At 35.9% G+C, this 24,118-nt stretch carries 24 protein-coding genes and 1 other annotated feature; of the genes, 9 read left to right on the forward strand and 15 right to left on the reverse strand.

The window, feature by feature from the left end; translation table 11 throughout:
- Positions 1–62 precede the first annotated feature (62 nt).
- The 3 genes from CRI88_RS20160 to CRI88_RS20170 form a co-directional block, all read right to left on the reverse strand.
- Positions 63–875, reverse strand: coding sequence for an AraC family transcriptional regulator (locus CRI88_RS20160; protein ID WP_036117951.1), 813 nt, complete (start codon positions 873–875; stop codon positions 63–65).
- A gap of 80 nt (positions 876–955) precedes the next feature.
- Positions 956–2,005: an NAD(P)/FAD-dependent oxidoreductase gene (locus CRI88_RS20165; protein ID WP_036117955.1), complete on the reverse strand. Its 1,050-nt coding sequence runs from the start codon at positions 2,003–2,005 to the stop codon at positions 956–958.
- A 251-nt stretch (positions 2,006–2,256) separates the two neighbouring features.
- Positions 2,257–3,258: an iron-siderophore ABC transporter substrate-binding protein gene (locus CRI88_RS20170; RefSeq protein ID WP_036117958.1), complete on the reverse strand. Its 1,002-nt coding sequence runs from the start codon at positions 3,256–3,258 to the stop codon at positions 2,257–2,259.
- A 243-nt stretch (positions 3,259–3,501) separates the two neighbouring features.
- Between CRI88_RS20170 and CRI88_RS20175 the strand changes: the two genes are divergently transcribed.
- The 4 genes from CRI88_RS20175 (at position 3,502) to CRI88_RS20190 (ending at position 6,747) form a co-directional block, all read left to right on the forward strand.
- On the forward strand, positions 3,502–4,089 hold the full coding sequence (locus CRI88_RS20175; protein WP_036117961.1) for a dienelactone hydrolase family protein: 588 nt from the start codon (positions 3,502–3,504) through the stop codon (positions 4,087–4,089).
- Between the two features lie 2 nt (positions 4,090–4,091).
- Positions 4,092–5,048: a LytTR family transcriptional regulator DNA-binding domain-containing protein gene (locus tag CRI88_RS20180; protein WP_036117963.1), complete on the forward strand. Its 957-nt coding sequence runs from the start codon at positions 4,092–4,094 to the stop codon at positions 5,046–5,048.
- Between the two features lie 146 nt (positions 5,049–5,194).
- Positions 5,195–6,043, forward strand: a complete 849-nt coding sequence (locus CRI88_RS20185; RefSeq protein WP_036117970.1) for an ABC transporter ATP-binding protein — start codon at positions 5,195–5,197, stop codon at positions 6,041–6,043.
- Positions 6,040–6,747: an ABC transporter permease gene (locus tag CRI88_RS20190; RefSeq protein ID WP_036117973.1), complete on the forward strand. Its 708-nt coding sequence runs from the start codon at positions 6,040–6,042 to the stop codon at positions 6,745–6,747. Before CRI88_RS20185 ends, CRI88_RS20190 begins: the two co-directional genes overlap by 4 nt.
- Positions 6,748–6,763: 16 nt before the next feature.
- Here CRI88_RS20190 and ldmS read toward each other — a convergent pair whose 3' ends face one another.
- Positions 6,764–7,915 (reverse strand): L-aspartate--L-methionine ligase LdmS, encoded by a 1,152-nt coding sequence (gene ldmS / locus CRI88_RS20195; protein ID WP_089933104.1) that lies wholly within the window; start codon positions 7,913–7,915, stop codon positions 6,764–6,766.
- Between the two features lie 107 nt (positions 7,916–8,022).
- On the reverse strand, positions 8,023–8,613 hold the full coding sequence (locus CRI88_RS20200; RefSeq protein ID WP_036117982.1) for a GNAT family N-acetyltransferase: 591 nt from the start codon (positions 8,611–8,613) through the stop codon (positions 8,023–8,025).
- A gap of 96 nt (positions 8,614–8,709) precedes the next feature.
- Here CRI88_RS20200 and pdxR point away from each other — a divergent pair, with 96 nt between their 5' ends.
- Positions 8,710–10,074, forward strand: coding sequence for a MocR-like pyridoxine biosynthesis transcription factor PdxR (pdxR, locus tag CRI88_RS20205; protein ID WP_101966968.1), 1,365 nt, complete (start codon positions 8,710–8,712; stop codon positions 10,072–10,074).
- Positions 10,075–10,218: 144 nt separating this feature from the next.
- Positions 10,219–11,025, forward strand: a complete 807-nt coding sequence (locus CRI88_RS20210) for an EcsC family protein (protein ID WP_036117986.1) — start codon at positions 10,219–10,221, stop codon at positions 11,023–11,025.
- Positions 11,026–11,074: 49 nt separating this feature from the next.
- On the opposite strand, the gene CRI88_RS20215 is transcribed toward CRI88_RS20210, so the two are convergent.
- Positions 11,075–12,043: a quinone oxidoreductase family protein gene (locus tag CRI88_RS20215; RefSeq protein WP_101966969.1), complete on the reverse strand. Its 969-nt coding sequence runs from the start codon at positions 12,041–12,043 to the stop codon at positions 11,075–11,077.
- A gap of 317 nt (positions 12,044–12,360) precedes the next feature.
- Positions 12,361–12,625 (forward strand) — a binding site (T-box leader).
- Positions 12,626–12,691: 66 nt separating this feature from the next.
- Here CRI88_RS20215 and CRI88_RS20220 point away from each other — a divergent pair.
- Positions 12,692–13,924, forward strand: a complete 1,233-nt coding sequence (locus tag CRI88_RS20220; RefSeq protein ID WP_101966970.1) for an MFS transporter — start codon at positions 12,692–12,694, stop codon at positions 13,922–13,924.
- A gap of 39 nt (positions 13,925–13,963) precedes the next feature.
- Here CRI88_RS20220 and CRI88_RS20225 read toward each other — a convergent pair whose 3' ends face one another.
- Positions 13,964–14,677 (reverse strand): IclR family transcriptional regulator, encoded by a 714-nt coding sequence (locus CRI88_RS20225; protein ID WP_058843989.1) that lies wholly within the window; start codon positions 14,675–14,677, stop codon positions 13,964–13,966.
- A 240-nt stretch (positions 14,678–14,917) separates the two neighbouring features.
- On the opposite strand from CRI88_RS20225, the gene CRI88_RS20230 reads away from it, so the two are divergent.
- The gene (locus CRI88_RS20230; protein ID WP_101966971.1) at positions 14,918–16,579 is read left to right on the forward strand and encodes a M20/M25/M40 family metallo-hydrolase; all 1,662 of its coding nucleotides are present in this window, start codon (positions 14,918–14,920) and stop codon (positions 16,577–16,579) included.
- Between the two features lie 55 nt (positions 16,580–16,634).
- On the opposite strand, the gene CRI88_RS20235 is transcribed toward CRI88_RS20230, so the two are convergent.
- The 4 genes from CRI88_RS20235 to CRI88_RS20250 form a co-directional block, all read right to left on the reverse strand.
- Positions 16,635–17,588, reverse strand: coding sequence for a methyl-accepting chemotaxis protein (locus CRI88_RS20235; protein WP_036118002.1), 954 nt, complete (start codon positions 17,586–17,588; stop codon positions 16,635–16,637).
- Positions 17,589–17,721: 133 nt separating this feature from the next.
- Entirely contained in the window at positions 17,722–18,906 is a 1,185-nt protein-coding gene (locus tag CRI88_RS20240) for an NAD(P)/FAD-dependent oxidoreductase (RefSeq protein ID WP_101966972.1), read from the reverse strand.
- Between the two features lie 45 nt (positions 18,907–18,951).
- Positions 18,952–19,380 carry a helical membrane plugin domain-containing protein gene (locus CRI88_RS20245; RefSeq protein WP_036118008.1) on the reverse strand — a complete coding sequence of 143 codons (429 nt, stop codon included), beginning with the start codon at positions 19,378–19,380 and terminating at the stop codon, positions 18,952–18,954.
- A gap of 321 nt (positions 19,381–19,701) precedes the next feature.
- On the reverse strand, positions 19,702–20,370 hold the full coding sequence (locus CRI88_RS20250) for a Crp/Fnr family transcriptional regulator (RefSeq protein ID WP_036118011.1): 669 nt from the start codon (positions 20,368–20,370) through the stop codon (positions 19,702–19,704).
- A gap of 101 nt (positions 20,371–20,471) precedes the next feature.
- Here CRI88_RS20250 and CRI88_RS20255 point away from each other — a divergent pair, with 101 nt between their 5' ends.
- Positions 20,472–21,251, forward strand: coding sequence for a class I SAM-dependent methyltransferase (locus tag CRI88_RS20255; RefSeq protein WP_058843992.1), 780 nt, complete (start codon positions 20,472–20,474; stop codon positions 21,249–21,251).
- A 64-nt stretch (positions 21,252–21,315) separates the two neighbouring features.
- On the opposite strand, the gene CRI88_RS20260 is transcribed toward CRI88_RS20255, so the two are convergent.
- Genes CRI88_RS20260 through CRI88_RS20275 form a run of 4 tightly spaced genes read right to left on the reverse strand, consistent with a single transcriptional unit; the run spans position 21,316 to position 24,118 of the window.
- A complete protein-coding gene (locus CRI88_RS20260) occupies positions 21,316–21,612 on the reverse strand; it encodes a cupin domain-containing protein (RefSeq protein WP_036118016.1) in 297 nt (98 codons plus the stop codon).
- A 2-nt stretch (positions 21,613–21,614) separates the two neighbouring features.
- Positions 21,615–22,385 carry an ABC transporter permease gene (locus tag CRI88_RS20265; protein WP_036118019.1) on the reverse strand — a complete coding sequence of 257 codons (771 nt, stop codon included), beginning with the start codon at positions 22,383–22,385 and terminating at the stop codon, positions 21,615–21,617.
- A complete protein-coding gene (locus CRI88_RS20270; protein ID WP_101966973.1) occupies positions 22,360–23,412 on the reverse strand; it encodes an ABC transporter substrate-binding protein in 1,053 nt (350 codons plus the stop codon). Before CRI88_RS20270 ends, CRI88_RS20265 begins: the two co-directional genes overlap by 26 nt.
- Positions 23,413–23,431: 19 nt before the next feature.
- Positions 23,432–24,118: an ABC transporter ATP-binding protein gene (locus tag CRI88_RS20275; protein WP_036118022.1), complete on the reverse strand. Its 687-nt coding sequence runs from the start codon at positions 24,116–24,118 to the stop codon at positions 23,432–23,434.

Here is a 24,118-nt window from a genome sequence, read left to right on the forward strand (position 1 = left end):
AAAAGATATGTTCCTTTTAGATGAAAAACACCTAATGAAAGTTATTTTTCACTAGGTGTTTGTTAGTTTATATGTTTACGAAATTGGCTAGGCGATAAACCTGTTATTTTTTTAAATACACGGCTAAAATAAAAGTAATCTGTGTAACCCACTTTTTCCGCAATATCTTTAACAGATAAATGAGAAGTTCTCAATAATACTTTAGATTTTTGAATACGCAAAACAGTAAGATAAACATTCGGGCTAACACCCATTTTTTTCTCAAATAGATAGGACAGTTTCCTTCTTTCCATTTTAAAATGATTCGCGATATCCATAACAGTCATATTCTTTGTATAGTTTTCTTGCATATACTCCGTAATTAACGTTATATTTTCTTTTTTATATTGATAATCCCTCATTTTAATGACTAAAATGATTTCTTCTAAAATATTAAAAAAAAGAGCTTTCGATTGAAGAAATGATAAATGACTACCCATGACATAATTTTGTATTAATTGCTGCAACAAATTCATTAATTTTAGCTGCTCTCCTACCTGTAAGGCAAAATGACGATTGTAGAGTGGAAACTTTGAATTTTCTCCGTCTGATAGTTGAAAATGAATGACAGCATACTCGAATTTAGTATCGCTTGTAATTGTTCGTTGGATAGATAAGTTTGGACCCGCATGGATAATCTGCCCTTTTTCTAATCGGTAATTTTTGCCTTCAATTTTAACATCTGCTACTCCATTGATAGGAAATATTAAACCAGCTGCATTCGTCATCGTCTTGTAATTCGTAACGACCGTTTCGGAGGAAATCTTCTCCGTAATCACATCCAAAAATGTTAATGGAGCAGTTGTGTAAAATTCTATGATTTCTTGTATATCCATTTTGAATGCTCTCCTTCACTTCATAGTATTAAGACAAAAAGAAAGGAACACCAACAATGCATCAGTGCTCCTAAAATCGATTATTTTAAACTTTCCTGTAGTAGCTTGCGATTACGTTGTTTGAAAATATCATTATGTGAGGAAACGATACCGCCCTCAGAAGCATCAGGTTGAATATATTTCTTCGCACTATTTACTGCATGGAGTGCATCGTGGAAGGCAGCTGCAATTAAATGGATTTTACCATCATGGTGAAGAATATCACCTGCTGCATAAAGGCCCGGAATGGACGATTCACTATTAATCGAACCAGCTATAAAATAATCATTTTTACGGTCAATGGCTAACGGACTATTATCTAATAGCTCCTTATCACGTACATATCCATGACTGATGACCACTTCGTCAATAGGAATCTCTGTTACAGTGCCTGTTTCATGATTAGTTAAAGAAATCGCTTTAATCATTCCTGCTTGATCGTCTGCAATCAGTTTCGTAATTTCAGAATTGAAATGGCATTCAATAGAACTATTTGTAAGCTCTGTAATTTGAGCCTCATGTGCAGACAATGTATCTTTTCGATATGTTAAATAGACTTTGGAAGCTACTTCCATTAACTCTAATGCCCAGTCTACAGCAGTGTTACCACCACCGGAAATAATAACTGCCTTATTCTTAAATTTTTCATAGGATTTAATTGTGTAATTTAAATTAGAAACTTCAAAGCGTTCAGCGCCTTCAATTTCAATTTTTTGAGGATTCAGGATACCTCCGCCAATAGCGACAATAACCGTTTTGGAATAATGAATGTTTCCTGACTCCGCAGTGATCATAAAAATGCCATCTTCATTTTTGGCAATGGACAGCACTTTTTCATCTGTATAAATAGAAGGGTTAAACGTTAAGGCTTGCTCAACTAATTGCTTAATTAGTTGTCCCCCTGAAATAGGCGTTACACCCCCAACATCCCAAATCATTTTCTCTGGGTAAACATGAATTTTACCGCCTAGCTGTGGTTGTGATTCAATTAGCTTCGTTTTCATTTCTCGTAAACCACAGTAAAAACTAGAATATAGACCTGCAGGTCCACCACCAATGATTGTTACATCATACAATTCTTGTTCTAACAATACTTAACACACCTTTCAATTTGTCATTACCTATCTCAACAATTGGACTAACATTGCATGACAGCCCTACTGTGTATTTCTAATTGTCTAAACTACTTTGAACTTCCTCCTTAATTCCATTATACGATAATGATAATCATTATCAAATAAAATTATTACAAAACATAATAATAATACATATCCTGTCACCATTTTTTAATATTCTTAAAGAAATAGTATGCACTAGGCATACTATTTCATTTTAATCATATTTATTTATCTTTTAACAAATCTACTACTATATCAATTCCATACATAGTTGCAATTGGTGCATCCTGTGCAAATAAAGAACGATCGACTATATAAATATTTTTATTTTTAACTGCATTGATGTTCTTCCATACCGCGCTTTCTTCATAGGATTTTAAAAATTCCCCTTCACTCATGGTAATTCCACTTTTATCAAGGAAAATAAATAGATGATCTGGGTTTAAGACTGACATCCCCTCCATACTTACTTCCTTTGTCATATCTTCTGGGTAATTTTGTGGAACTTTAATTCCTAAACCATGTTCAGGATTCGTTGGCGCAATATTTTTCCCATATATCCAAAACCCTTCTTTCGTATTTACGGATGTAAAGACTACAGTTTCTCCTTTGGCTGTAAAATTCTTCAAAGCTTCTCGGCCATCTGTGATTTTTTTGCTTACTTCTTCTAGCAGTGCCTTTCCTTGTTGCTCTTTCCCCAATACCTTTGAAATTTCCGTTACAGCTAACTCTTGATCCGTAGACATCGCTCTTTGATTTAAATACACAACAGGTGCTATTGCTGACAATTGGTCATATAGCTGATCATGAACACCTGAAGCAGCCAAAATTAAATCTGGTTTTAGTTCTAGTATTTTTTCAAGACTTGGGCTTCTAACATCCCCAATATCAGTAAATGTTTGTTCTTCCACAAAAGATTGATAGGCTTCCCATAAATTAAACATAGTATCAGCATTTGCTATACCTATTGGCTTGGTATCTAATGCTAATAGAACATCTGGGTATAATACATGCATCAAAGAAATAACACGTTTCGGCTCTTTCTCAATTATTACTTCCTTCCCTAAAGCGTCTGTATATGTTAGAGGATAAATGGACGGTTCTTCCTTTATTTCCTCTTTTTCTTTTTGGGTTTGATTCGCTACCTTCTCTTCGGCATTATTACATGCTACTAGCAAGACTGATAGTAACAAAGTGAACAGCACCATTATCCACGGCTTCTTCATTGTATGTCCTCCTTTAATTTTCTAGCAAAATAATGAGAATCATTATCAAAAAGATGATAGCAAATTCAATTTTTTGAGTACATATAATACTCGATGAACAAATTTGTGTTTTTTTATCCATAAACGTAAAAATGTCCAGCTTTGTACTTTTTGAACGAGGTTATCACTGTTCATTTTAACGTTAAATATACGTTATACTTACTTTTTGATACACTATTGGAAAAAAGATAATAGAGGGCAATAATGAGGAGAAAAATTTTTATATTACATGAAATATATGGAGTTAATCATTTTATAAAAGAACAAGTCCAAACATATAGTGATGAAAACACTTCCGTTTCCTGTATTTCGTTCTATTCAGATGGTTTATCCTTTTCATATGAGCAAGAAAAGCAAGCATATGAATTTTACATGCAGACAGTTGGCTTCGATGCCCCTCTAGAGTTACTTTCTCAAAAAATACTGGCGGCAGCTCAAAATTATAATGAAGTGGTATTAATTGGTTATAGCGTAGGTGCAACTTTGGCTTGGCGATTAGCCACACTCCCCCTACACCGCGTCATTTGTGTGTATGGTTCACGTATCCGCCAATACTTCGATATCCTACCTGCATGTCCAACTTTAGTCGTTTTACCTAGCTATGAAAGTAGTTTTGATGTGCAAATATTAAAGAATGCACTTGGTCGCATACCGAATGTTCAGACCAAACAATATCAGGGTTTACATGGTTTTATGGACGCCTCTAACTCTAATTATTGCCAAAGGAGCTACTTGCAGGCACACAATGACATCCGAAGCTTTTTACAAGCTAGAAAATTTCAGGAGGAATAAACATGGAACAAAATATTGATATTCAGGTTGAACCCTATATTGAAGCAGGCAATGTTATTTATCCGAGCTTTCAGCTTTCTTTACAACCTGGCACTATTATCGGCATCTATACAGATATTTCAAAAATACATACATTAATGCGATGGTTTATGAACCGACATGATACATATACTCATTTTCGTGAAAGTGCGTTATATGAGCGACTTACTGCTCGTGAATATATCCAGTTTTTATTGAGACTTTTTAACCGTCCAACGAACGAAACGGAGAATCTATTAAAGCTCTTTAGCCTTACTGAACAAAAAAACACTAGAATTAGTCGGCTTTCTCATAGTGAAAAACAGCGATTAAAGTTATTGAATACGTATCTCCATCAAGCACCTATTCAAATTTTAGAAGAGCCCTTTCAAAATATAGATGAATTTTCAAAACAAAATATCCAACAATTATTAAATAGTCAAATAAAACAGCAAAAAACCATCATTTTATTATCGACCAATCTAGAAGATTTAATGATTATGAGTACAGCTATACATAGATTAGACGGAGCTGGTTTGCATGCGTTAGATGTAAAGGAGGATGAAATAGAACAATCACCTCAGCAAATTGAATCTGCACCAATTCGCATTGATAAAATCCCAACAAAGAAAAATGATAAGATTATTTTATTTAATCCACCCGAAATTGATTATATTGAAAGTGTTGAAGGTGATGTTTCTATCTATGTGGCTGGAGAAGCATATCCATGTACTTTATCGCTCAATGAGCTAGAGCAAAAATTGACACCATTCGGCTTTTTTAGAAGCCATCGTTCTTATATTGTGAATCTGCAAAAGGTTCGTGAAATCATTACATGGACACGTAACAGCTATAGTCTAGCACTCAATAGCACTGAAAAGGCTGTTGTCCCACTGTCGAAAAATAAATTAGCAGATTTAAAGGAAATACTCGGAATATAGTAGATTTCCCAGGAAATAAACGACTCCTGTCACCTTTAATATTGTTTCACTGAGGATCATTTTTCCGCCTTTCACCCGATTTATACTGTGTACCTTATGTTTGTTGCTTATAGTGTAGACATCAACAACAAACAGGAGGTTTACACATGAACACAGTGATTGATGTGCAGCACTTGAAAAAAACATTTAATAAAGAAACAGCATTGCAAGATGTTTCTTTTACAATTCAGAAGGGGGAAATATTCGGCTTTCTTGGTCCAAGTGGTTCTGGTAAAACAACTACTATTAAAATATTAACCGCACAAACAGATAAGTCGGCTGGTAATGTCCTATTATTTGGGCAACCAGCATCTGAAATGAAGCAAAGTCAAAATCGTAAACGTTTTGGTATTTTAACAGATAATAGTGGTTTGTATACAAGACTATCTATTGAAGAAAATTTATTATTTTATAGTAACTTATATCAGCTATCCCACTCTGCCGTAAAAGAGGCTTTAGATTTTGTAAACTTATATGCGGAACGTAAAAAGAAGATCAGTCAGCTTTCAAAAGGAATGATTCAACGTGTTACCCTTGCTCGTGCTATTATGCATAAGCCTGAATTATTATTTTTAGATGAGCCTACTTCTGCTTTAGACCCTGTCAATACACAGCATATTTATAATGGCTTACGAAAATTAAATGATATGGGGACAACTATTTTTTTAACCACTCATGATATGAGCGAAGCAGAGATACTTTGTGACCGTGTAGCCTTCCTTCATAAGGGAAAAATTCGAGCAATAGGTGCACCAAAGGATTTAAAACAGGAATTTGGCTCTGATTCTATTACAGTTGAACTCAAAAATGGCATGCAAGAGATTATACAAAACGGTGCACAAGATGCAGAGAAGCTTTATCAATGGATGCATTCCAACGAAGTTACAAGAATTAATACAAATGAGCCGACATTGGGTGATATTTTTATGCAAATAACAGGGAGTGATTTAGTATGAATTTTTCAATGACACGTATTCAAGCTATATTGGTGAAGGATTATAAGGAATTTTCACGTAACTATGCTGTATCGACGATGGTGCTTCTGCCGCTAATAATGGCTTATTTATATAATCAATCAGGCTCCAATAGTATTAGTATATATTTTCTACCAATCAACATGGCCTTTGCTGTAGTAACAACATATGTCCAATGTTGCTTAATTGCAGAGGAAAAAGAAAAAAACACTCTTCGCAGTCTCATGCTATCCCCAGCATCACTTGGTGATATTTTAATTGGTAAAAGCTTGTTTGTTTTAATAATTACAATTCTAGCTGAAGCTGTGACTATTTTTCTAGTTGGCTATGAGCCTGCTAATCTTTTCATCATAGTAATAGCATTATTACTTTCAGCTTTGTTTTATATTGCATTAGGTACAATATGTGGTTTATTTGCTAAATCCATTATGGAGGCATCCATCATTGTGTTGCCTGTAATGTTAATATTCTCTTTCGGTCCTTTTGCTCTAGCTTTATCTTCTGTCAACCCAATCTTAAAAATAGCAGAATGGTTGCCTAGCTCACAATTATTACTTTTAGCAGAGGCATTAGAAGGTTCGTATTCCATGCCAGATGTGGTCATTCCTCTGTTGACAATCATTGTATGGACACTTGTTTCTTGGTTTTTCGCAGCAGTTATCTATAAAAAAAGAATGGTCGATTAATGACCATTCTTTTTAACTATAATAATTCCTTCTCTAGCTTTTCAATCTCATCTAGCGTTTCAGCGTACCATATGCCGACAAATCTAGAGGCAACGGGCTCATCAAAGTAATCCCCATCATAGAAAGATAACGGAAATAATGCTTCCTGTTCTATACATTGCTTAATTGTTTGAAAGAAGTGATCATTCTGTTGCGGATCTTGTGCAGCATAGGAAGCAAATTTATTAATGGGCTTTCCTAAAGCATCATGAAACATCAGCATAGAGGTAGAACCATTCTGACGGAAATTTAAGTCAATGGCTTGAACATCACCAGCCTCTGTCACAATTAAATCAAAGCCTGCCACACCAACAAAACCTTCCTCCACACCACGCTTCATTATATGTTTTCCTGCCTCAATTACTTTTTCAGGTACTTTATCTACTATGATATTTCCTTCATAAATGCCGTTGTCATCTGTTATTTGCTGTGAAGCTCCTAAGTATTGAATCCCTAGCTCCTCACAGTAAATAAATTGACAGCTATAATTGTGCTTTGTTTGTAAAAGTTCTTCAATAATGATACTGTCAGTGCCAGTCATTCGAAATTGGCGTATACCTTCTGTCAGCTCTTCTTTATTATGGCAAATGATGACACCATATCCTCCCGATGTTGGGGAATCATCTCCAGGCTTTAGTACAACAGGTGGCTGCCAATTTTTTATGGCATCAGAGAGTCTATAGGTTTCTACATTTAAACGACTTGGAATGAATTTACTATCAATTAAATGATCGATATATGCTTTTGTATTCAGCTCATTAAACTTTTCGGCATCCATCCAATAGCATTGACGATCCATATGCTCTAAGTCATGTATATACTGACAAACAATTGTCTTCCCTTCCTCACACCAAGATTGGATCTGTGCCAGATATTCTTCCTGTGTGTCATAGCTATACGGCTGTTCCATCCAAGGTAACCCTGCTAATTGATGAAGCTCCTGGGCTTTTTCTGTTTGTGTGGCTCGGTGTACTAATACGGGGATATCAGCAATAGCTACTTCTCTAGAGGTTAAAGCATCCAGCTTATGAGGTTCGTCCATCATCCACGGATTATCACTATACGGCGTTCTTGGCGTATATACAGCATTATCACCATAAATTTGTCTTAAAGTATATTTTGGTTTCAAGTAGATTACCCTCTTTCAAGTTTTAAGTACTCTACCCTTCCCATTACTTTTTGACACTTTTTATAAGAAAAAGTGGTTTTCTAGATTAAAAAAAATCCATTTTATTCCTAATTATAACCAAATTGCACTAATAGCTCTTCTAAATGTTTTTTTACCTTTGACCATTCTTCAATCGTGATACTATACATCACAGTATGCCGCGTTGTTCCATCCTTGCGAATCATATGATTACGCAATATTCCTTCCTTTGTGGCACCTATACGCTCAATGGCCTTTTGAGAACGAATATTTTCATGATCCGTTTTTATTTGAACTCGCTTTAAATGAAGCTGTTCAAAACAATATTGCAGTAATAAATATTTACAATTCGTATTTATAGCTGTACGCCAGTATGCAGGAGTCAGCCATGTATTGCCTATTTCTAGTCGCTGATGCTTATCATCAATATCCATAAACCTAGTTGAACCTATAATATCTCCTGATTTTTTATCCACAATTACAAACGGGAATTCTGTTTTTCCGCTTCTTGTTATTAATGCGTTTTCCACAAAGTTATTCACATCCTCCTTTTTCTTGATCGTTGTGGACATATGTGACCAAATTTCTGGATAACGCCCAGCCTCTATTATTCCCGGTAAATCGTTTAACTCTAAAGGCTTTAGTTTAACCACATTATTTTCTAATGCAATAAATTCCATTACAGCTCACTCCTTTTTTACTTATTTAACGATAAAATTGATATGATAGATATAACCAATTACTAAAAAACCGACCATACCAAAGGAGGCATTTTTGTGGAGCTTTCCATTTCATTTACAGGGGATTCAGCGAAATATATACACATCTACGAAGAAATAAAACACGCTATTATAACGAAAAAAATACACGCACATACGCAACTGCCTTCTAAACGAGCTCTTGCTCAAACATTGGATGTGAGCGTGCACACCATCAAGGAAGCATACGAACAATTACTTGCGGAAGGCTATATTTATAGCAAAGAAAGATCTGGTTATTATATCGCTCCCTTTGAATTTGATTGGCTACAGCAAGAACAGCCACCTGCTTTTACTCCTAGTATCAGTAACGCAAATGACATTCAATTCGACTTTACGAATGGACATGTGGATAACGAAGCTTTTCCTTATGCTGTTTGGCACAAGCTAATTAAAAAGCATTTTAATAGCAACAACTTATCAACAAGCCCCTGGGAAGGAGAGGCAACTTTACGCACAGAGATTGCTCGCTATGTAGAACGTTCGCGTGGGGTTGTTTGTGCTGCATCACAAGTGTTTGTCTATAGTGGTACACAAAGCCAGCTTCAAGCTCTCTGTCATTTTCTTGGTGGCACGACTCGCGTTGGCTTAGAGGAACCAGGGTTTAAACGAGTACGTGCCGTTTTACAGCAATGTGGATTATCTACAGAAGCGATTCCTGTGGATAATTCAGGGGTTACACTTCCTCCAACAACAATTCACATGTTATACACAACACCAGCTCATCAATTTCCTTTAGGCATGATTATGACGATGGAAAGAAGAGCGGCATTGTTACAATGGGCTAACTCGAACGAGGCTCTTATTATAGAAGATGATTATGATTCTGAATATCGTTATAAAGGGCTACCAATCCCTTCTTTAGCAAAAATGGATCAGCTTCAACGAGTCATCTATTTCGGAACATTCTCGAAAACATTGCTTCCATCATTACGTATTAGTTATATGATTCTACCAAAATCCCTAGTCATACCGTTTATGACTTTTCATCAAGATCAAAAATCAGTTGTCTCCAAAGTAGACCAGCTTGTTTTAGCAGATTTTCTTGCACAAGGGCAATTCGATAAGCATTTGGCAAAAATGCGGACGATTTATCGTAAAAAACAGCAGGCATTACTGGCTGCCATCTCTACACATTTTTCAAATGAATTTCAAGTGATCGGTGAAAAATCTGGGCTCCATCTTGTCATAAAGCTACCTCCATATCTTGCCGAAAATAGAGCAATCCAGCTAGCTCAAGAGGTAGGAATTCAAGTCTATCCATGCTCTACCTCCTATCAAAATGGTACGATTGACGCGAAGGTCATTATTGGCTATGGTGGACTGACACTTCAGCAAATTAATGACGGCATTGCACTCCTTGCTTCTGTTTGGCAATCATGATGAATTCATTAGTTTGTCTAAATCTTCATTGAATAGAGCGAAACCTTATAAAAATTTTTTCGTATATCAATTACGACACGCTGAAAATAAACATTGGCTGAATCAAGTTCAAATGATATGGACAAATAAGGGGATTAGATAATAATGGAGAAACGCGAGCAATTAGAACAGTATTTGCAAGAGATTCAATTGTGGGAGAAGGATCAAAAGGATTTATGGTTTTGGGAGAAATTAGGGAGAATACCTTTTAAGATATTAGATAAAATGACGCCTGCCTTTATTCAAAATAAAATTGCTTTATTAGTTGATGAATTAGGCAATTATATTCAATCGGGCGGGAAATATTTAATTAATGAACAAGCCATACTTCAAAAAATCCGCAACCATTCTTCTACACAGCATATTTTGACGATTGCTGATATTGGGCAAATTCCTTTAGAGGACATGATTGCTCTCAGTGATAAATTACAAAATGAACGTGTAAAATTTGCTACGGTACAAGGGGCCTCTACTGGCTTCGGAGGCATTTTTACTTTAGCTATTGATATTCCAGTTATTTTAGGAACTGCTTTAAAAACATTACAGGAAATAGCGATGATTCATGGCTATGATCCGAATGATAAGATGGAGCGTGTTTTCATAGTGAAATGTCTACAATTTACTTCTGCTGATATTGTCGGTAAAGAAGCCATTTTGCAGGAACTTTCAACTATGAATAGCTCGAAAAAGGCTTCTGATAATATGATTTCACAGCTCCAAGGATGGCAGGAAGTATTTTACACCTATCGAGATCAGCTTGGCTGGAAAAAGCTGTTTCAAATGATTCCTATTGCTGGAATGGTCTTTGGAGCCTATGCCAATAAAGGAATGATTCAGGATGTCGCTGAAACGGGCATGATGCTTTACCGAAAAAGACGTATATATGAAAAACTAAATGAATTAGAACATTAATAGAAATGGAAAGATGGCACTATTATTGACGTGTCATCTTTTTGTATTTTTATATTTTAATAAGAATTTTCCCTTGATGCTGGCGGCTTTCCATCAATTCATGTGCCTTTTTCATTTCTTCTAAGGCAAAAATTTTAGCAATGGGGACCTGAAAGCTATCTTCTTTTATTAAAGAAAAAATAGCCTGCGCAACCTGCTGCAACATTTCTGGCTTTGAAGCTCTAGTCGTGCCTAAGCTGAAGCCTTTTATAGTACGGCAGCTGCTATGTAAATCTGATGTTTTAATATTACCAGCTCTACCTCCACTATTGCCGAATTGTACAAGAGTGCCATAAGGCGCTAAACAATTCAAACTTTCCTCTGTTATAGCACCTGCTATCGAATCAAACACAATATCAACACCACGTCCCTCCGTTAGTTCATGCACTTGTGTACTGAATTGATCATATGTGAGAACATGATTTGCACCAAGCTGATACACGATTGGAGCTTTCTCTAAATTACTCACAGTCCCAATAATCTGCTTTGCCCCTAGCTTTTTTGCCATTTGGATGAGCATTGTCCCTACTCCACCGGAAGCAGCATGTATCAAGACGACATCATGCTGACCAATAGCTGCTATTTGATGTGTTAGCATATACGCCAAAAATGAAACCGTCGGTACAGCTGCTACCTTGTCAATTGGTACATCACTAGGAATTTTAAAAACCAGCTGTTCCTTAGCTACAACAAATTCTGCATAAGCTCCATTTTTAGGGAATGCGATGACTTGGTCGCCCTTTTGAAAGTTACTGTTATCATCGAAGACCTCTTCTACAACACCTGCAACATCTAAGCCAAGAATCATTGGGAAATTGGCTTTAGCTTTATTGCCTGTGCGGTTTTTAATATCTGCATAGTTCACACTCGTATAAGTTGTGCGTATTAGGACTTCGCCTTTAGTCAAAGTAGGCTCTGAACAGTCTATATAGTTTAAAACTTCTGCCTCACCAAACTCATGGATCACAATAGCTTTCATTCATTTCTCCCTCCTTGTTAAGAAAAATTATATACTAAATTTAGAATGGATGGATAATCTTCCTGACAATGGACTGGAGCAATAATGCTAGTCTAAAACAACAAGTGGTTTTGCCAATTAGGACGATTAACAAAGGCTCACTATTCACAGAAAAAAATAGTACAACTAACGACATTGGATCTTACCATTTTGAAGAATCTCGATCACTTACTTAAAGTTGCGTCAACTGTTGCTTGACCATACAAATTATCAGTAAAGGAATTGACGAAATTTTCAGATCACACTTTACCAAAATTATGTACATATGATACACTAGCAAAAATACATTGAAGAGAAGAGTAAATAAGGCTGTTCTTCCCAGAGAGCTCGGGTCGCTGAAAACGAGCAAGAACGAATGATTGAAACAAGTCTCGGAGTAGCGCATTGGACTTCTATTTGAATGATGGTGCGACGGGAACTCCCGTTATAGAGTTACAGTATAAACATAAGTAATTATGTCGTACTGAAAAGGCTATTATGGTGACATAGTAGTGAACTAGGGTGGCACCACGTGAGTATAAATTCCACAATCTCGTCCCTAAGACTAATCGTCTTGGGGGTGGGATTTTTTATTTTGCAGATCTTGACTTTGCTTAAGGAGGAATTGATATGAAGAAATCTTTAGAGAACTGGCGTTATCCTGCCATCCTATTATGTAGTATTGGTGTTTCCAGTATTGGCGAATGGATTTATTTTATCGCCTTAAATCTTATTGTATTAAATGTTACAGAATCAGCTCTTGCTGTCTCTGGCTTGTATATTGTAAGAGCAATCTCATCTTTGCTCACTAATTTTTGGGCAGGAAGCCTTATCGATCGCTATAATAAGAAACATTTAATGATTACTTTAAATCTTGTGCAATCTATACTAATTGTTATACTTCCCCTCTTCTATAGCTTAGCATGGATGTATACGCTAGTTTTTATCATTACAGTAGCTAGCTCTATGTATCATCCAACCTCGATGACCTACATCACTAAATTAATTCCTATAGCACAAAGGAAACGTTTTAACTCATTACGTAGCTTGCTGGACTCAGGGGCTTTTCTAACTGGACCAGCAATTGCCGGCTTTCTATTTACACTAGGAACACCCAATATGGCTATATACTTAAATGCCTTTGCTTTATTTTTATCAGCCTGTATAACGTTTAACATGCCGAGTGTTGAAGCCTTTAAACGGCTAAAGTTTGATAATGCTATAGAAAAAAAATCCCTTTACCAAGTACTATTTCATGATTGGCAAATGGTCATACGCTTTAGCTTAAAAAATATATATGTAATGAGCGTCTATTTATTGTTTAGTGCTACCATCGTCTTAATGACAGCGACTGATTCTTTAGAGGCTGCCTTTGCAACTCAAATACTTGCTTTATCAGAGGAACAATATGGAATTTTAGTTAGTATTGCTGGAATAGGTGTATTAATTGGCTCATTCACCAATTCAGCGGTAGTTGAAAAAGTGTCCACTGCCTGGTTGATTGGACTGGGGTCTCTTCTAACAGCATTAGGCTATTTGGTGTTTACTTCATCCTTCACTTTTCTTATTGCTGCTCTAGGCTGCTTTCTATTATCATTTGCGACTGCCTTTGCAAATACAGGATTCTATACCTTTTATCAAAATAATATCCCATCTGAGAGCATGGGGCGAATAGGCAGTATTTATGGATTCTTGGACGCATTTTTCATCATTCTCTTAACAGCCATTTTTGGCATTACTGCTGAACTAATCACAATACGATTTGTCGTCGTGAGTGCCTCCCTTGTTATGATCATCGTCGCTATTATTTTATTGTTTTTAAATATACAATCCTCTAAGTCCCATTACTATGAATATGACTAAAGAACATAAAAATAGGTCTTTTCCTTAAATAGGAAAGACCTATTTTATATGCCCGAGTTCTTGTGAGAGAAGGTAGGCTGTTTTGGTTACTTCTTTCACAATACCCTCTAATTTTTCATCATCTGTATCATATTCAAAGCATTCTGCACTGATAGCTGCAATTGGTTTCTCATCCAAATCAAAAACAGGCGCTGCAACAGAAACGGTTCCCTTTGTTTTTTCACCGTAGCTAATAGAGTAGCCCATCTCTTTAATTTGTTGAAGTTGCTCCATCACTTCATAATTCTCTGAAAAAGTAGCTTGGATTTCTTTGCTTGAAAAGGCTAGTAGCACTTTATTGGCAGCCCCGATTGGATAAGGAATTTTTTCACCAATCATATCTATGATTCGGACGTTTTTTGGGCTGTCTACTCTATCAATAATGATTGAGCTAAATTGTTTGGGAATATTTAAATATGTAGTTTCACGAACATTATTTGCAAGCTCTTCTAATAATGGATGTGCTTTTTCTCGAATATTTGTATGATGGTACATTTTCATTCCTAGTTGTAACCAAGTATACCCTAAACGAAATTCCTTTTTTTCCTCATTTCTTTCTACTAAATCGAAAGTTTCTAATGTATACAATAGACGATAAATCGTACTGCTCGGTAAATCTGTTTCATTGTAGATATCTTGCACAGAATAGAATTTCTTCGGTTGTTTAGCTAGTACATTAATAATCAACATTGCTCTTTCAATAGATTGAATCATCACTACTCCTCCTTTTATTCATTTTAACGAATTTTTACTCATTTAAATAGACTTCCTAGCGAATAAATTAATAATAAATAACAGAATTTTATAAAAATTAAAATTGACTATTACACGTTTTTCTTATATGATATTTTCATATTCCACTATACGGATTAATTTTCATATAATGAAAACAATTGAACTGAAATGGTTGCTAATTTGAATGATATGTAGTCGAACAAAAAAGGAGCAATATACATGTGTCAACAACTAAGTCAATTACCACTTGCAACACATATCGAAGAGCTTACAAAAGAATTAGTCCATATTAATAGCATTAATGGTACACATGGTGAAGGGAAAATCATTGAGTTCATCTATGAAAAAATGCAAGCATTCCCTTATTACCAAGAAAACCCTACATTTCTTTGGACGACAAATGTGAAGCATGATCCGATCGGACGCAAAAATCTCTTTGCATTCGTAAAAGGTCCTAATGAAACAAAGAAAACAATTATTTATCATGCCCATTTGGATACGGTCGATATAGAGGATTATGGTCATCTAAAGGAGTTTGCTTTTTCCCCTTACAAGCTTGAGGAGTTCTTTGGAAAATATGAAGGAAACGCTGAAGTACAAAAGGATGCTCAAAGTGGCGATTGGATGTTTGGACGTGGGGCTGTAGATATGAAAAGTGGTGCCGCTGTCCATGTGGCGAATATTCAGTATTTCACACAGCATCTTGAAGAATTAGATGGAAACCTACTTCTAATTTTAAATGGTGGTGAAGAGTCAGAGCATAATGGGATTATTGATGCATTAGATGAACTTAGTCATTTAAAAATAGCACATGGGTTGGATTTTCTAATGGCAATCAATACCGATTTTACAACACCATTATACGGGGATGATCCACATCGTTATATTTATACAGGCGTTGCTGGTAAGCTTCTTCCCGCATTCTATATCTACGGACGTGAGGTACATGTGGGTGATACATTAAGTGGTATCGACCCGAATTATATAGCAGCTAAAATTACTGAACGCATTCATAATAACTTAGCATTGACTGAGCAAATTACAGGTGAAACGATACTCCCACCTACTTGCTTATATCAGCGTGACACAAAGGAATCCTACACAGTTCAAACAGCATCTACAAGCCAAATTTATTTTAACTATTTTTTATATGAAGAATCTCCAGCTCATGTCGTCAGTAAACTAAAAGCTGTTACACAGCAGGCATGTACTGAAGCAGAGCAATACCTACAACTTCAATATGAAAAATATAGTGAATGGTCCAATGTCCCAAAACGCTCTTTGTCCTGGCATATTGAGGTGATGACGTATGATGAACTGATTTCATACTTGAATGAAAAAGGTGTTCAAACTGAGGCTATTCTTGCAGAGGTAATGAAAAAGAATGAAGGAAAGGAATTACGCCAACAGTCATTTGCTCTTGTGGATGCCCTACAAAAGGCCGATCCAGAACATCAACCTCGTGTTGTCCTATTTTTTGCACCACCATTCTTACCACATAATTATTTAAAGGAAAATGTGGAAAGAGATCAAGTATTGAAACAAACTATTGAGCATATTGTCAAAGAGGTTGCTATGGAAACAGGTGAGCTATTCCAAGTTAAACGCTTCTTCCCTTACTTAGCTGATGGTAGTTTCTTATCTATTCATGCGACAGAGGAAGAACTACAAGAATTGCTTCATAATTTTCCAGAATGGAATACCCTTTATCCCCTACCCTTTGACAAAATAAAAGCACTAAATATCCCTTCCGTTACAATGGGTGTATATGGGAAGGATGGACACAAATGGACTGAGAGAGTTTACAAACCTTACTCCTTTGGCGTTTTACCAAAACTCATACAGAAAACAACTAAAGCAATATTCAAATCAAACCATTAATCTAATCAAAACACCATTCGATTCATTAGGAATCGAATGGTGTTTTTTTATGTACCTACATTTTATTCGGGAAGCATTTCACTTTATCTACAGCTTCTAGTAATTTTTTGGTTACTATTTCCGATTCATCAATATGTTCTGTTAAAACTTTATTCGTTTCATCAAATAGCGCTGTTGTTGTTTGGAATTTACTCATAACATCCTCAGTCGATATTTTTTGACTATCAATATATTGCAGCAATTCCTTCACTTCACCCTGCACATTCATAATGATTTGGAGTAAAGCATTGATTTGCTCAGAAGTATCTGTACTTTTTTGTAGGCCCTCTGTTACTAGCTGCATATTATTTTTATTATCTTCATAGGCTTCAGAGATTTGTTCCTCTATTTTTTTCGTAAGGTTTACAATATCTTCTGTGCTTGACTTTGTATTTTCTGCTAATTTACGTACTTCTTCTGCAACAACTGAAAACCCTTTGCCATGTTCGCCAGCTCGTGCTGCTTCAATTGAGGCATTCAAAGCAAGTAAATTAGTTTGGTTGGAAATCTCACTAATCACTTTGACAATATCCGTTATTTGCTTTGATCGTTCACTTAAATGATTCATGCTATTTGTTGTTTTTCTTGATTGTTCACCTAGCTCATCAATAACATGCTGCACTTCCTTAACCGCTTGTTTGCTATCAATCGATAAAGAAACCATTTTATCTGATGAGACAATTAAAGAACTACCTTTTTCAAGTGCATGTCCAGATATGGTATTTGATTGTATTGTACTATCTTCTACTCTATTAAATTCTTTTAATATTTCAGTAACCATCTCTCCTAAAATGATATGCTGGTTATTGACTATATCATGTTGTCCAATCGTTGAAATTAGTTCTTTATGTAGTTCATTGAGGAAAATCTGAAATTCATGATCCTTCTTATCTAGCTTTGCATTCAGTTCATCAATTTTAGCCTTAAATTGCTCTATATCTTCTTTTTTTGATTGAAACATTGTTAACATAGCCTATCACCCCAGAAAGTAGATTATTGAATATGTATTTAGTTTACTGGATTTAAAGTGATTAATATACATTTTTAGAAAAAAACACTCACTTCTATCAGCGTAATCCCGATAAAAGTGAGTGTTTTATTTATTAATAAGCTAAACCGAATAAAGCTTTAATATGTGTTAAATAACGAATATTTGAAGCTTCTTTCATTAATGTTGCAGGAAGACCTTTAAGCTCTGTGTTGCTTGCGCCAATTGTAGCGACAGCATCTTTACGACCTAAGCTTGCAAGTGTGCCTGAGTTTACTGCTGAGAATGATTTCATCTCTTGGTTTCTGTATTGTGCAAATACATTATAACCAGCGCATTCACCCATTTGCCATGCAACTTGTGCAGTTGGAGCGTATAATGGACGACCTCCATCAGCAGGTAGAGCTACTGATGCATCACCAATAACAAATACATCTTCGTGAGAAGTAGATTGTAAGAATTCATTAATTGTTGCTTTACCACGATCAGCTGCTAAACCTGATTCACCTACGATTGGTAGTGGAGCTACCCCACCTGTCCATACAAGTGTGTTTGCAACGATTGGTTCACGATCTTTTAATGAAATAACATTGCCGTCAACACCCGTTACAGGCGTACCTGTAATAAATTCTACACCGCGTTTTGTTAAGCTTTCTGTAGCGCGTTGGATCAGTGTATCTGGAAGTACTGGTAAGATTTTTGGACCAGCTTCAACAAGTTTAATTTTAAGGTCAGCAAAGTTAACACCGTGTTTTGCAGCGATTTTCGGGAAGTTGTCCACAATTTCACCAACAAGCTCAACGCCTGTTAAACCGCCACCGCCAATAACGATTGTTGCATCTGCTTCATCTTTAGATTGTGCGTATGCTTTAATGCGGTCTTCGATATGCTTGTTAATTTTGTTAGCATCATTTACTGATTTAAGGACCATAGAGTTTTCTTCTAATCCTGGGATACCGAAGAATCCAGTTTGGCTACCTAAAGATACTACAAGCGTATCGTAAGTTAATGTATAGCCATTATCTAAATCAACTTTTTTATTATCTACATTGAATTTTGATACTTTTGCAATGTGTAAGTCGATATCTAAACCTTTAAAGATTTTTTTAAGTGGTAATGCAACAGCACCTTCTGCAATTGTACCACCTGCTAAACGGTGAAGCTCAGTGATAATTTGGTGTGTTGGGAATTGGTTTACTACAGTAATTTTAGCTTCATCAGCTGATAGATATTTACGTGCTGTTAATGCAGTTAAAACGCCAGCGTAACCTGCACCTAAGATGACGATTTCTTTTGACATGATTAATTAATCCTCCGTCCTTACGAATTGAATTTACCTTGAGTCTTATTTAGCTTTGCGTTCTGAGCTTACTTGTAAGAAAGCATTAACAAAACGGAAAACATTTTGAACTTGAGGGTCTTTTAACATTTTCACAAGACCGAATAAACCAATTACTTCTTGGCTTTCAGATGCACGGTCTTTCGCTTCAATTGCAGTTGCTGCAAGGTTTTTCGCAGAGCCTACTACAGGACCAGCCATTTCTGTTACTGCTCCAACAGTATCATTTTTAAGCACTTCGTCTGTTGCAACAGCTTGAGCAAACTCGTATGATTTCGTTAATAATGTCATCATTTCAGTTAACTTTGGTAATTGCTCAACTAAAGTTGTAAGTGATTCTTGAACTTCAGGCTTTAATAATTGATCTAGTACATCTAATTGCTCTTTACTCACAGTTACTTGTTCAGCCTGTGTTTGGTTATTCGTTTCTGACATTTTGAACTCTCCTTTGCCATCACTAGTACTATTTTTTATTGCTTACATGTAAAAAAGACCATTAAGGTAAAACTTAACAGTCGTTACAGCGTATATCTTACACAATCACCAGTCACAAGGGCTGGATAGCGATTCGTATGACTTGTTATTACAATGTTTACTTTAAATCGCAAAAAGCGCATCATAATACCATCCTTATCTTGTCTTGGTGACATTACAACCTTCATTATAAGACTGTTTGTACATTATTTCAATGAGCTATATCACAATTTCGACAATATTTTCAAAACTCATTGATTTTATCAACTATTAACTGTCTTACTATAATAAATTTTCCAAAGCATCATAATTTTTTATGATAATTCTTTTTCCTGTCATCTCTATATAACCTTCCTTTTGAAATGCAGATAAACGACGGCTTAATGTCTCTCTTGTAGTATTCAATAAAGAGGCTAAATCTTTTTTTGTAAGTGTCAATAAAAATGTATCGCTTCCTGCTGTAGCAGCAGATTTTAAAACAAAGGCAGCCAGTCTTTCACTTACCTCTTTAGAAACAGCTTCACTCAATTGATTTTCTGTCTCCTCTAATCGTGAGGAAAGCTGGGCAAGCATATGAAACAGCGTAACAGGCGTACCTGCTAAGATCTTCATCAGTTCCTCACCATCAAGTGAGCAAATTTCAGTTTTTTCTAGTGCCTCTACTGTCGATTTTTGCGGCTCATTATTAAACAATGTAACATCCCCAAAAAATTCTCCTGCTTCCAAAACTCTCATAACGTACTCCCGACCGTCTGTAGAAATATGAGATACTTTTGCACGGCCATACCTTACGATAAATAATTTTTTCTTCCGGTCACCTGCGAGTAAAATAATTTCTCCCTTATCAAAATGATGATGTGTAATAATGTGTGAGATTTCTTCCATTTCATGTGCTTTTAGATGTTGAAATATTGGTACCTTTGAAAAACAGTATTGTTTTTGACAGTTCATTTATCTACCTCCAAATTTGACATATATCACAGTAATTAATGTTATATTACCTTTATAATAGTGAGAATAATAATCATTTTCAATAAAAGGAGGATACATAAATGACTAAACAAACCTTAAACTACGAAAAAATGCCTGGTCATTGGCTCTTAGCGAGCTTAGGAAAAACGGTACTTCGCCCTGGTGGCATTCAAATGACATGTCAAATGCTTCAACATTTAGCCATTAAAGAACAGGACTATGTAGTAGAATTTGCACCTGGACTTGGCACTACTGCAAAAATGACATTAGCAAAAAATCCAACCTACATAGCCGTTGAACGTGATGAGGAAGCTGCAAAAAAGGTAAGAGAATATTTAAATGGGGATAATCAACGCTGTATCATTGGTAGTGCTGAGCAAACTGGTTTACCAGATGCATGGGCTACTGTTGTCTACGGTGAAGCCATGTTGACCATGCAATCAACTAAACAGAAAAATGCCATTATTAGCGAGGCAAAAAGACTATTAAAGCCTGGTGGTATCTATGCCATACATGAGATGTGCTTAACACCATCTACTATTACTAGCACTCAACGTGAAGAGATTCGTAAAGATTTAGTCCAAGCTATAAAGGTCAATGCCCTACCATTAACAGTAGAGGAATGGGAAGATGCTTTAAAGCAACATGGTTTTACTATAGAACATGTAGAAACGGCACCTATGCATCTCCTCTACCCGAAACGCTTAATTGAAGATGAAGGCTTATTCGGCGTTCTAAAAATCATCAAAAATGTAGTAATAAATTCGAAAGCTCGTAAGCGCGTACTTTTTATGCGTAAAACGTTTATGAAGCATAATCAAAACCTACAAGGCATCTCTATCATTGCGCGTCTGCCTTAATAACATCACTTAAAGTTCAGCTAAAAATGAAGCATAGAAAAAGCTCCATTCGCTAGGAGCTTTTTTATTTCAATTTAATCACAATCAAGCGAACATCTGTAATAGCTTCTAAGCTGTGCTTCTCAGATGGGTTTAAGGCTAAGATGGTATCCTGTGTTAAAATTTCTTCCACCCCTTCAATAATAAAGCGAACTTCCCCAAATTGAACAATAATTAAAACTTCATTGTCTGTATGATGCTCAGGAATTTTTTCACCTGCTCGCAATTGAATGTTTAAAACATCTGCACCCTCAATACTGCCCAATTTACCAATATGCTTTTTCTTCTCTTTTAGCATTGCTTGAACTTGTATAATTGTCATTGTCATTCCTCCCTATTCCATGTCATCATTTTTGCTTTTAATGGGTTTAAAATAAAACTATCGATTGCTAAAATTATTAGTACACTTATCAACGTCCAAGCGAATACTTTATCCGTATTAATATTGATGCGTGCCATCGTTAAAGCCGCTCCAATACCACTATTCGTTCCTAATAGTTCAGCCATAATGGTCATTCTTACTGCACCTCCTGCCGCCAGCGAACAGGCTGTAAAAAATGGCACCATCAGACTTGGTAATATGATGAAACGTAACTTTTGCCATGTTGATTTTTGATAGACGGTCGCCATTTGTAAGAGTTGATTATCTATTTGTCGATAACCATTAGCAATATTAATATAAAATGTTGGAAACACTAAAATACTTACGACAAATATTGGTATGATTGAATTAGTACCAAACCATACCATTGCAACTACGACTAAAATAATAGGTGGAATACCTAATAAAAATGCAATAACTGGGCGGAACATTTCATAAATAACTGCAAATCTACCCGCCAATAAACCCGATAAAATTGCCAAAAACATACCGATTGATAAACCTACTACCATACGAACCATTGTTAAATAAAGTTGATGAAGCAACTCACCACTTACTATAAGTTGCCATAGTGCTGTTAGTGTTTCATATGGAGAGGGTATTAAAATGCTCGGGAAATTTAAAGATAATAGTGTCCAAATGAGCACGATGCCACTGCAAGTGCTCATTTGAATAATCAAGCTTTTTTTACGGTTCATAATAGAAATCATCATCCGGTAATTGCCCACCAATAATATCTGGCGATAGTGAAGCTAGTTGTTCAAAGAAAAACTCAAGCTCTTCCTTGGCTTCTTGCGCCGTGACAAATTCGATATTTAAATAAGGTAATAATCCTGCAATAAAGGTTGGATCAAGCCCTTCTTGATACGATGCCAATAGCTCACCAGCAGCTTCAGGATTATCTTTTAAAAATTGAATAGATTCCTCTATTTTTGCTTGTAGCAATGCTACAGTTTCTGGGTGCTCTTGAATTAATGCCTTATCCACAACAAGGCCAGCTTGAGGAATACGCGGTGCCTTTCCTGTTGCTGCTGCCCATTCCTCTTGTAGACTCATTGATTTTTGTAGGGCAATTCCCTCTTTTTTCGCCTTCGCAATAACAAGGGAAGCAGTATGCTCTGGTAATACAGCATATTGTGCTTTGCCAGCCGCTAATAATTGGACAACCTCCTGAGGAGTTGCTGTATATTCCACCGTTAAATCTTTCTCTATATCTAGCCCGTTTTTCTGTAATAAATACTGAAATACTAATGCTGGCATATCTCCCTTAAATGGTACATGGACCGTTTTACCTTTTAAATCCTCCCATGATATTGCTTCACCCTCTGGTCCAATAAAATATAAAATACCCCAAATTAATGTATTTACCAATTGAATGTCTACACCTTTATTGTAAAGGTTAGCACCTACATATGTTGGCACAGCAGACACTTGCACCTGACCTCCACTGATACGTGCACGTAATTCGTCAGGAGTATTCCAAGTTAGAAACTCAACATCCTCTGCACCTTCTAGTAACGATTTATCATCAATCATTTTATAGAGTGGTGCAGCAATCGAAATACCTGCCGGTGCCTGAATAGTCATTTTTTCAACCTTTGATACACTTGGTTGTTCAGTAGTAGCTTGTACACTTTTCTCTGGTTCTTGAGCTTGCTTTGCTTTTTCTGTATTGCCACAAGCCGTTAAGACAACTGTAAGACATACTATTAAAAGACTTACTATAGGCCATTTTTTCATAGCATACTTTCTCCCTTATTTAAAGTTGTAATAATTGATATTCAATATTTTTTATATAATCAAAGTTACGATGTTTTCTTGGTGTATCTAAAACTATTTCCTTGTAGATTCCTTCATTTGCATACGCAATATTAATAATGCGGTCTGCTACCGTTGCAGCTTCTTCATAGTCATGAGTTACATAAAACATACCTACTTGCTCATTTTCTATTAAATCAATAAGGTCCTGCACAAGTTCTTTTTTTATCCAATAATCTAATGCTGAAAAAGGTTCATCCATCATAATAAGCTTAGGCTTGCATGCAAATGCTCTAACAATTGAAACTCGCTGCTTCATGCCACCAGATAATTGCTTAGGAAACGCATCCATTTCATTGTCAAGCTTAACGCGAGCTAATAGATTCATAATTTGAGATCTATCTACTACACCATTACAGCTAAATGTGACATTTTCATATAATGTACACCATGGTAATAACCTTGGTTCTTGAAATACATAACCCAATTTATCTGTGATGCATGTAATATGACCAGATGTTGGCTGTAGTACATTCGTTGCAAGATGTAAAAAGGTAGTTTTTCCACATCCTGAAGGTCCAACAATAGCCACCACTTCGCCTTCTTGCAAACTTAAATGACAATCTTTAATAATTTGCTTCGTTCCAAAAAATTTAGATACGTGTTCAAATTGAATTGCTGTTTTCAT

This window comes from Lysinibacillus fusiformis (genome assembly GCF_002845985.1).
In the GTDB taxonomy this organism is placed as follows: domain Bacteria; phylum Bacillota; class Bacilli; order Bacillales_A; family Planococcaceae; genus Lysinibacillus; species Lysinibacillus fusiformis_D.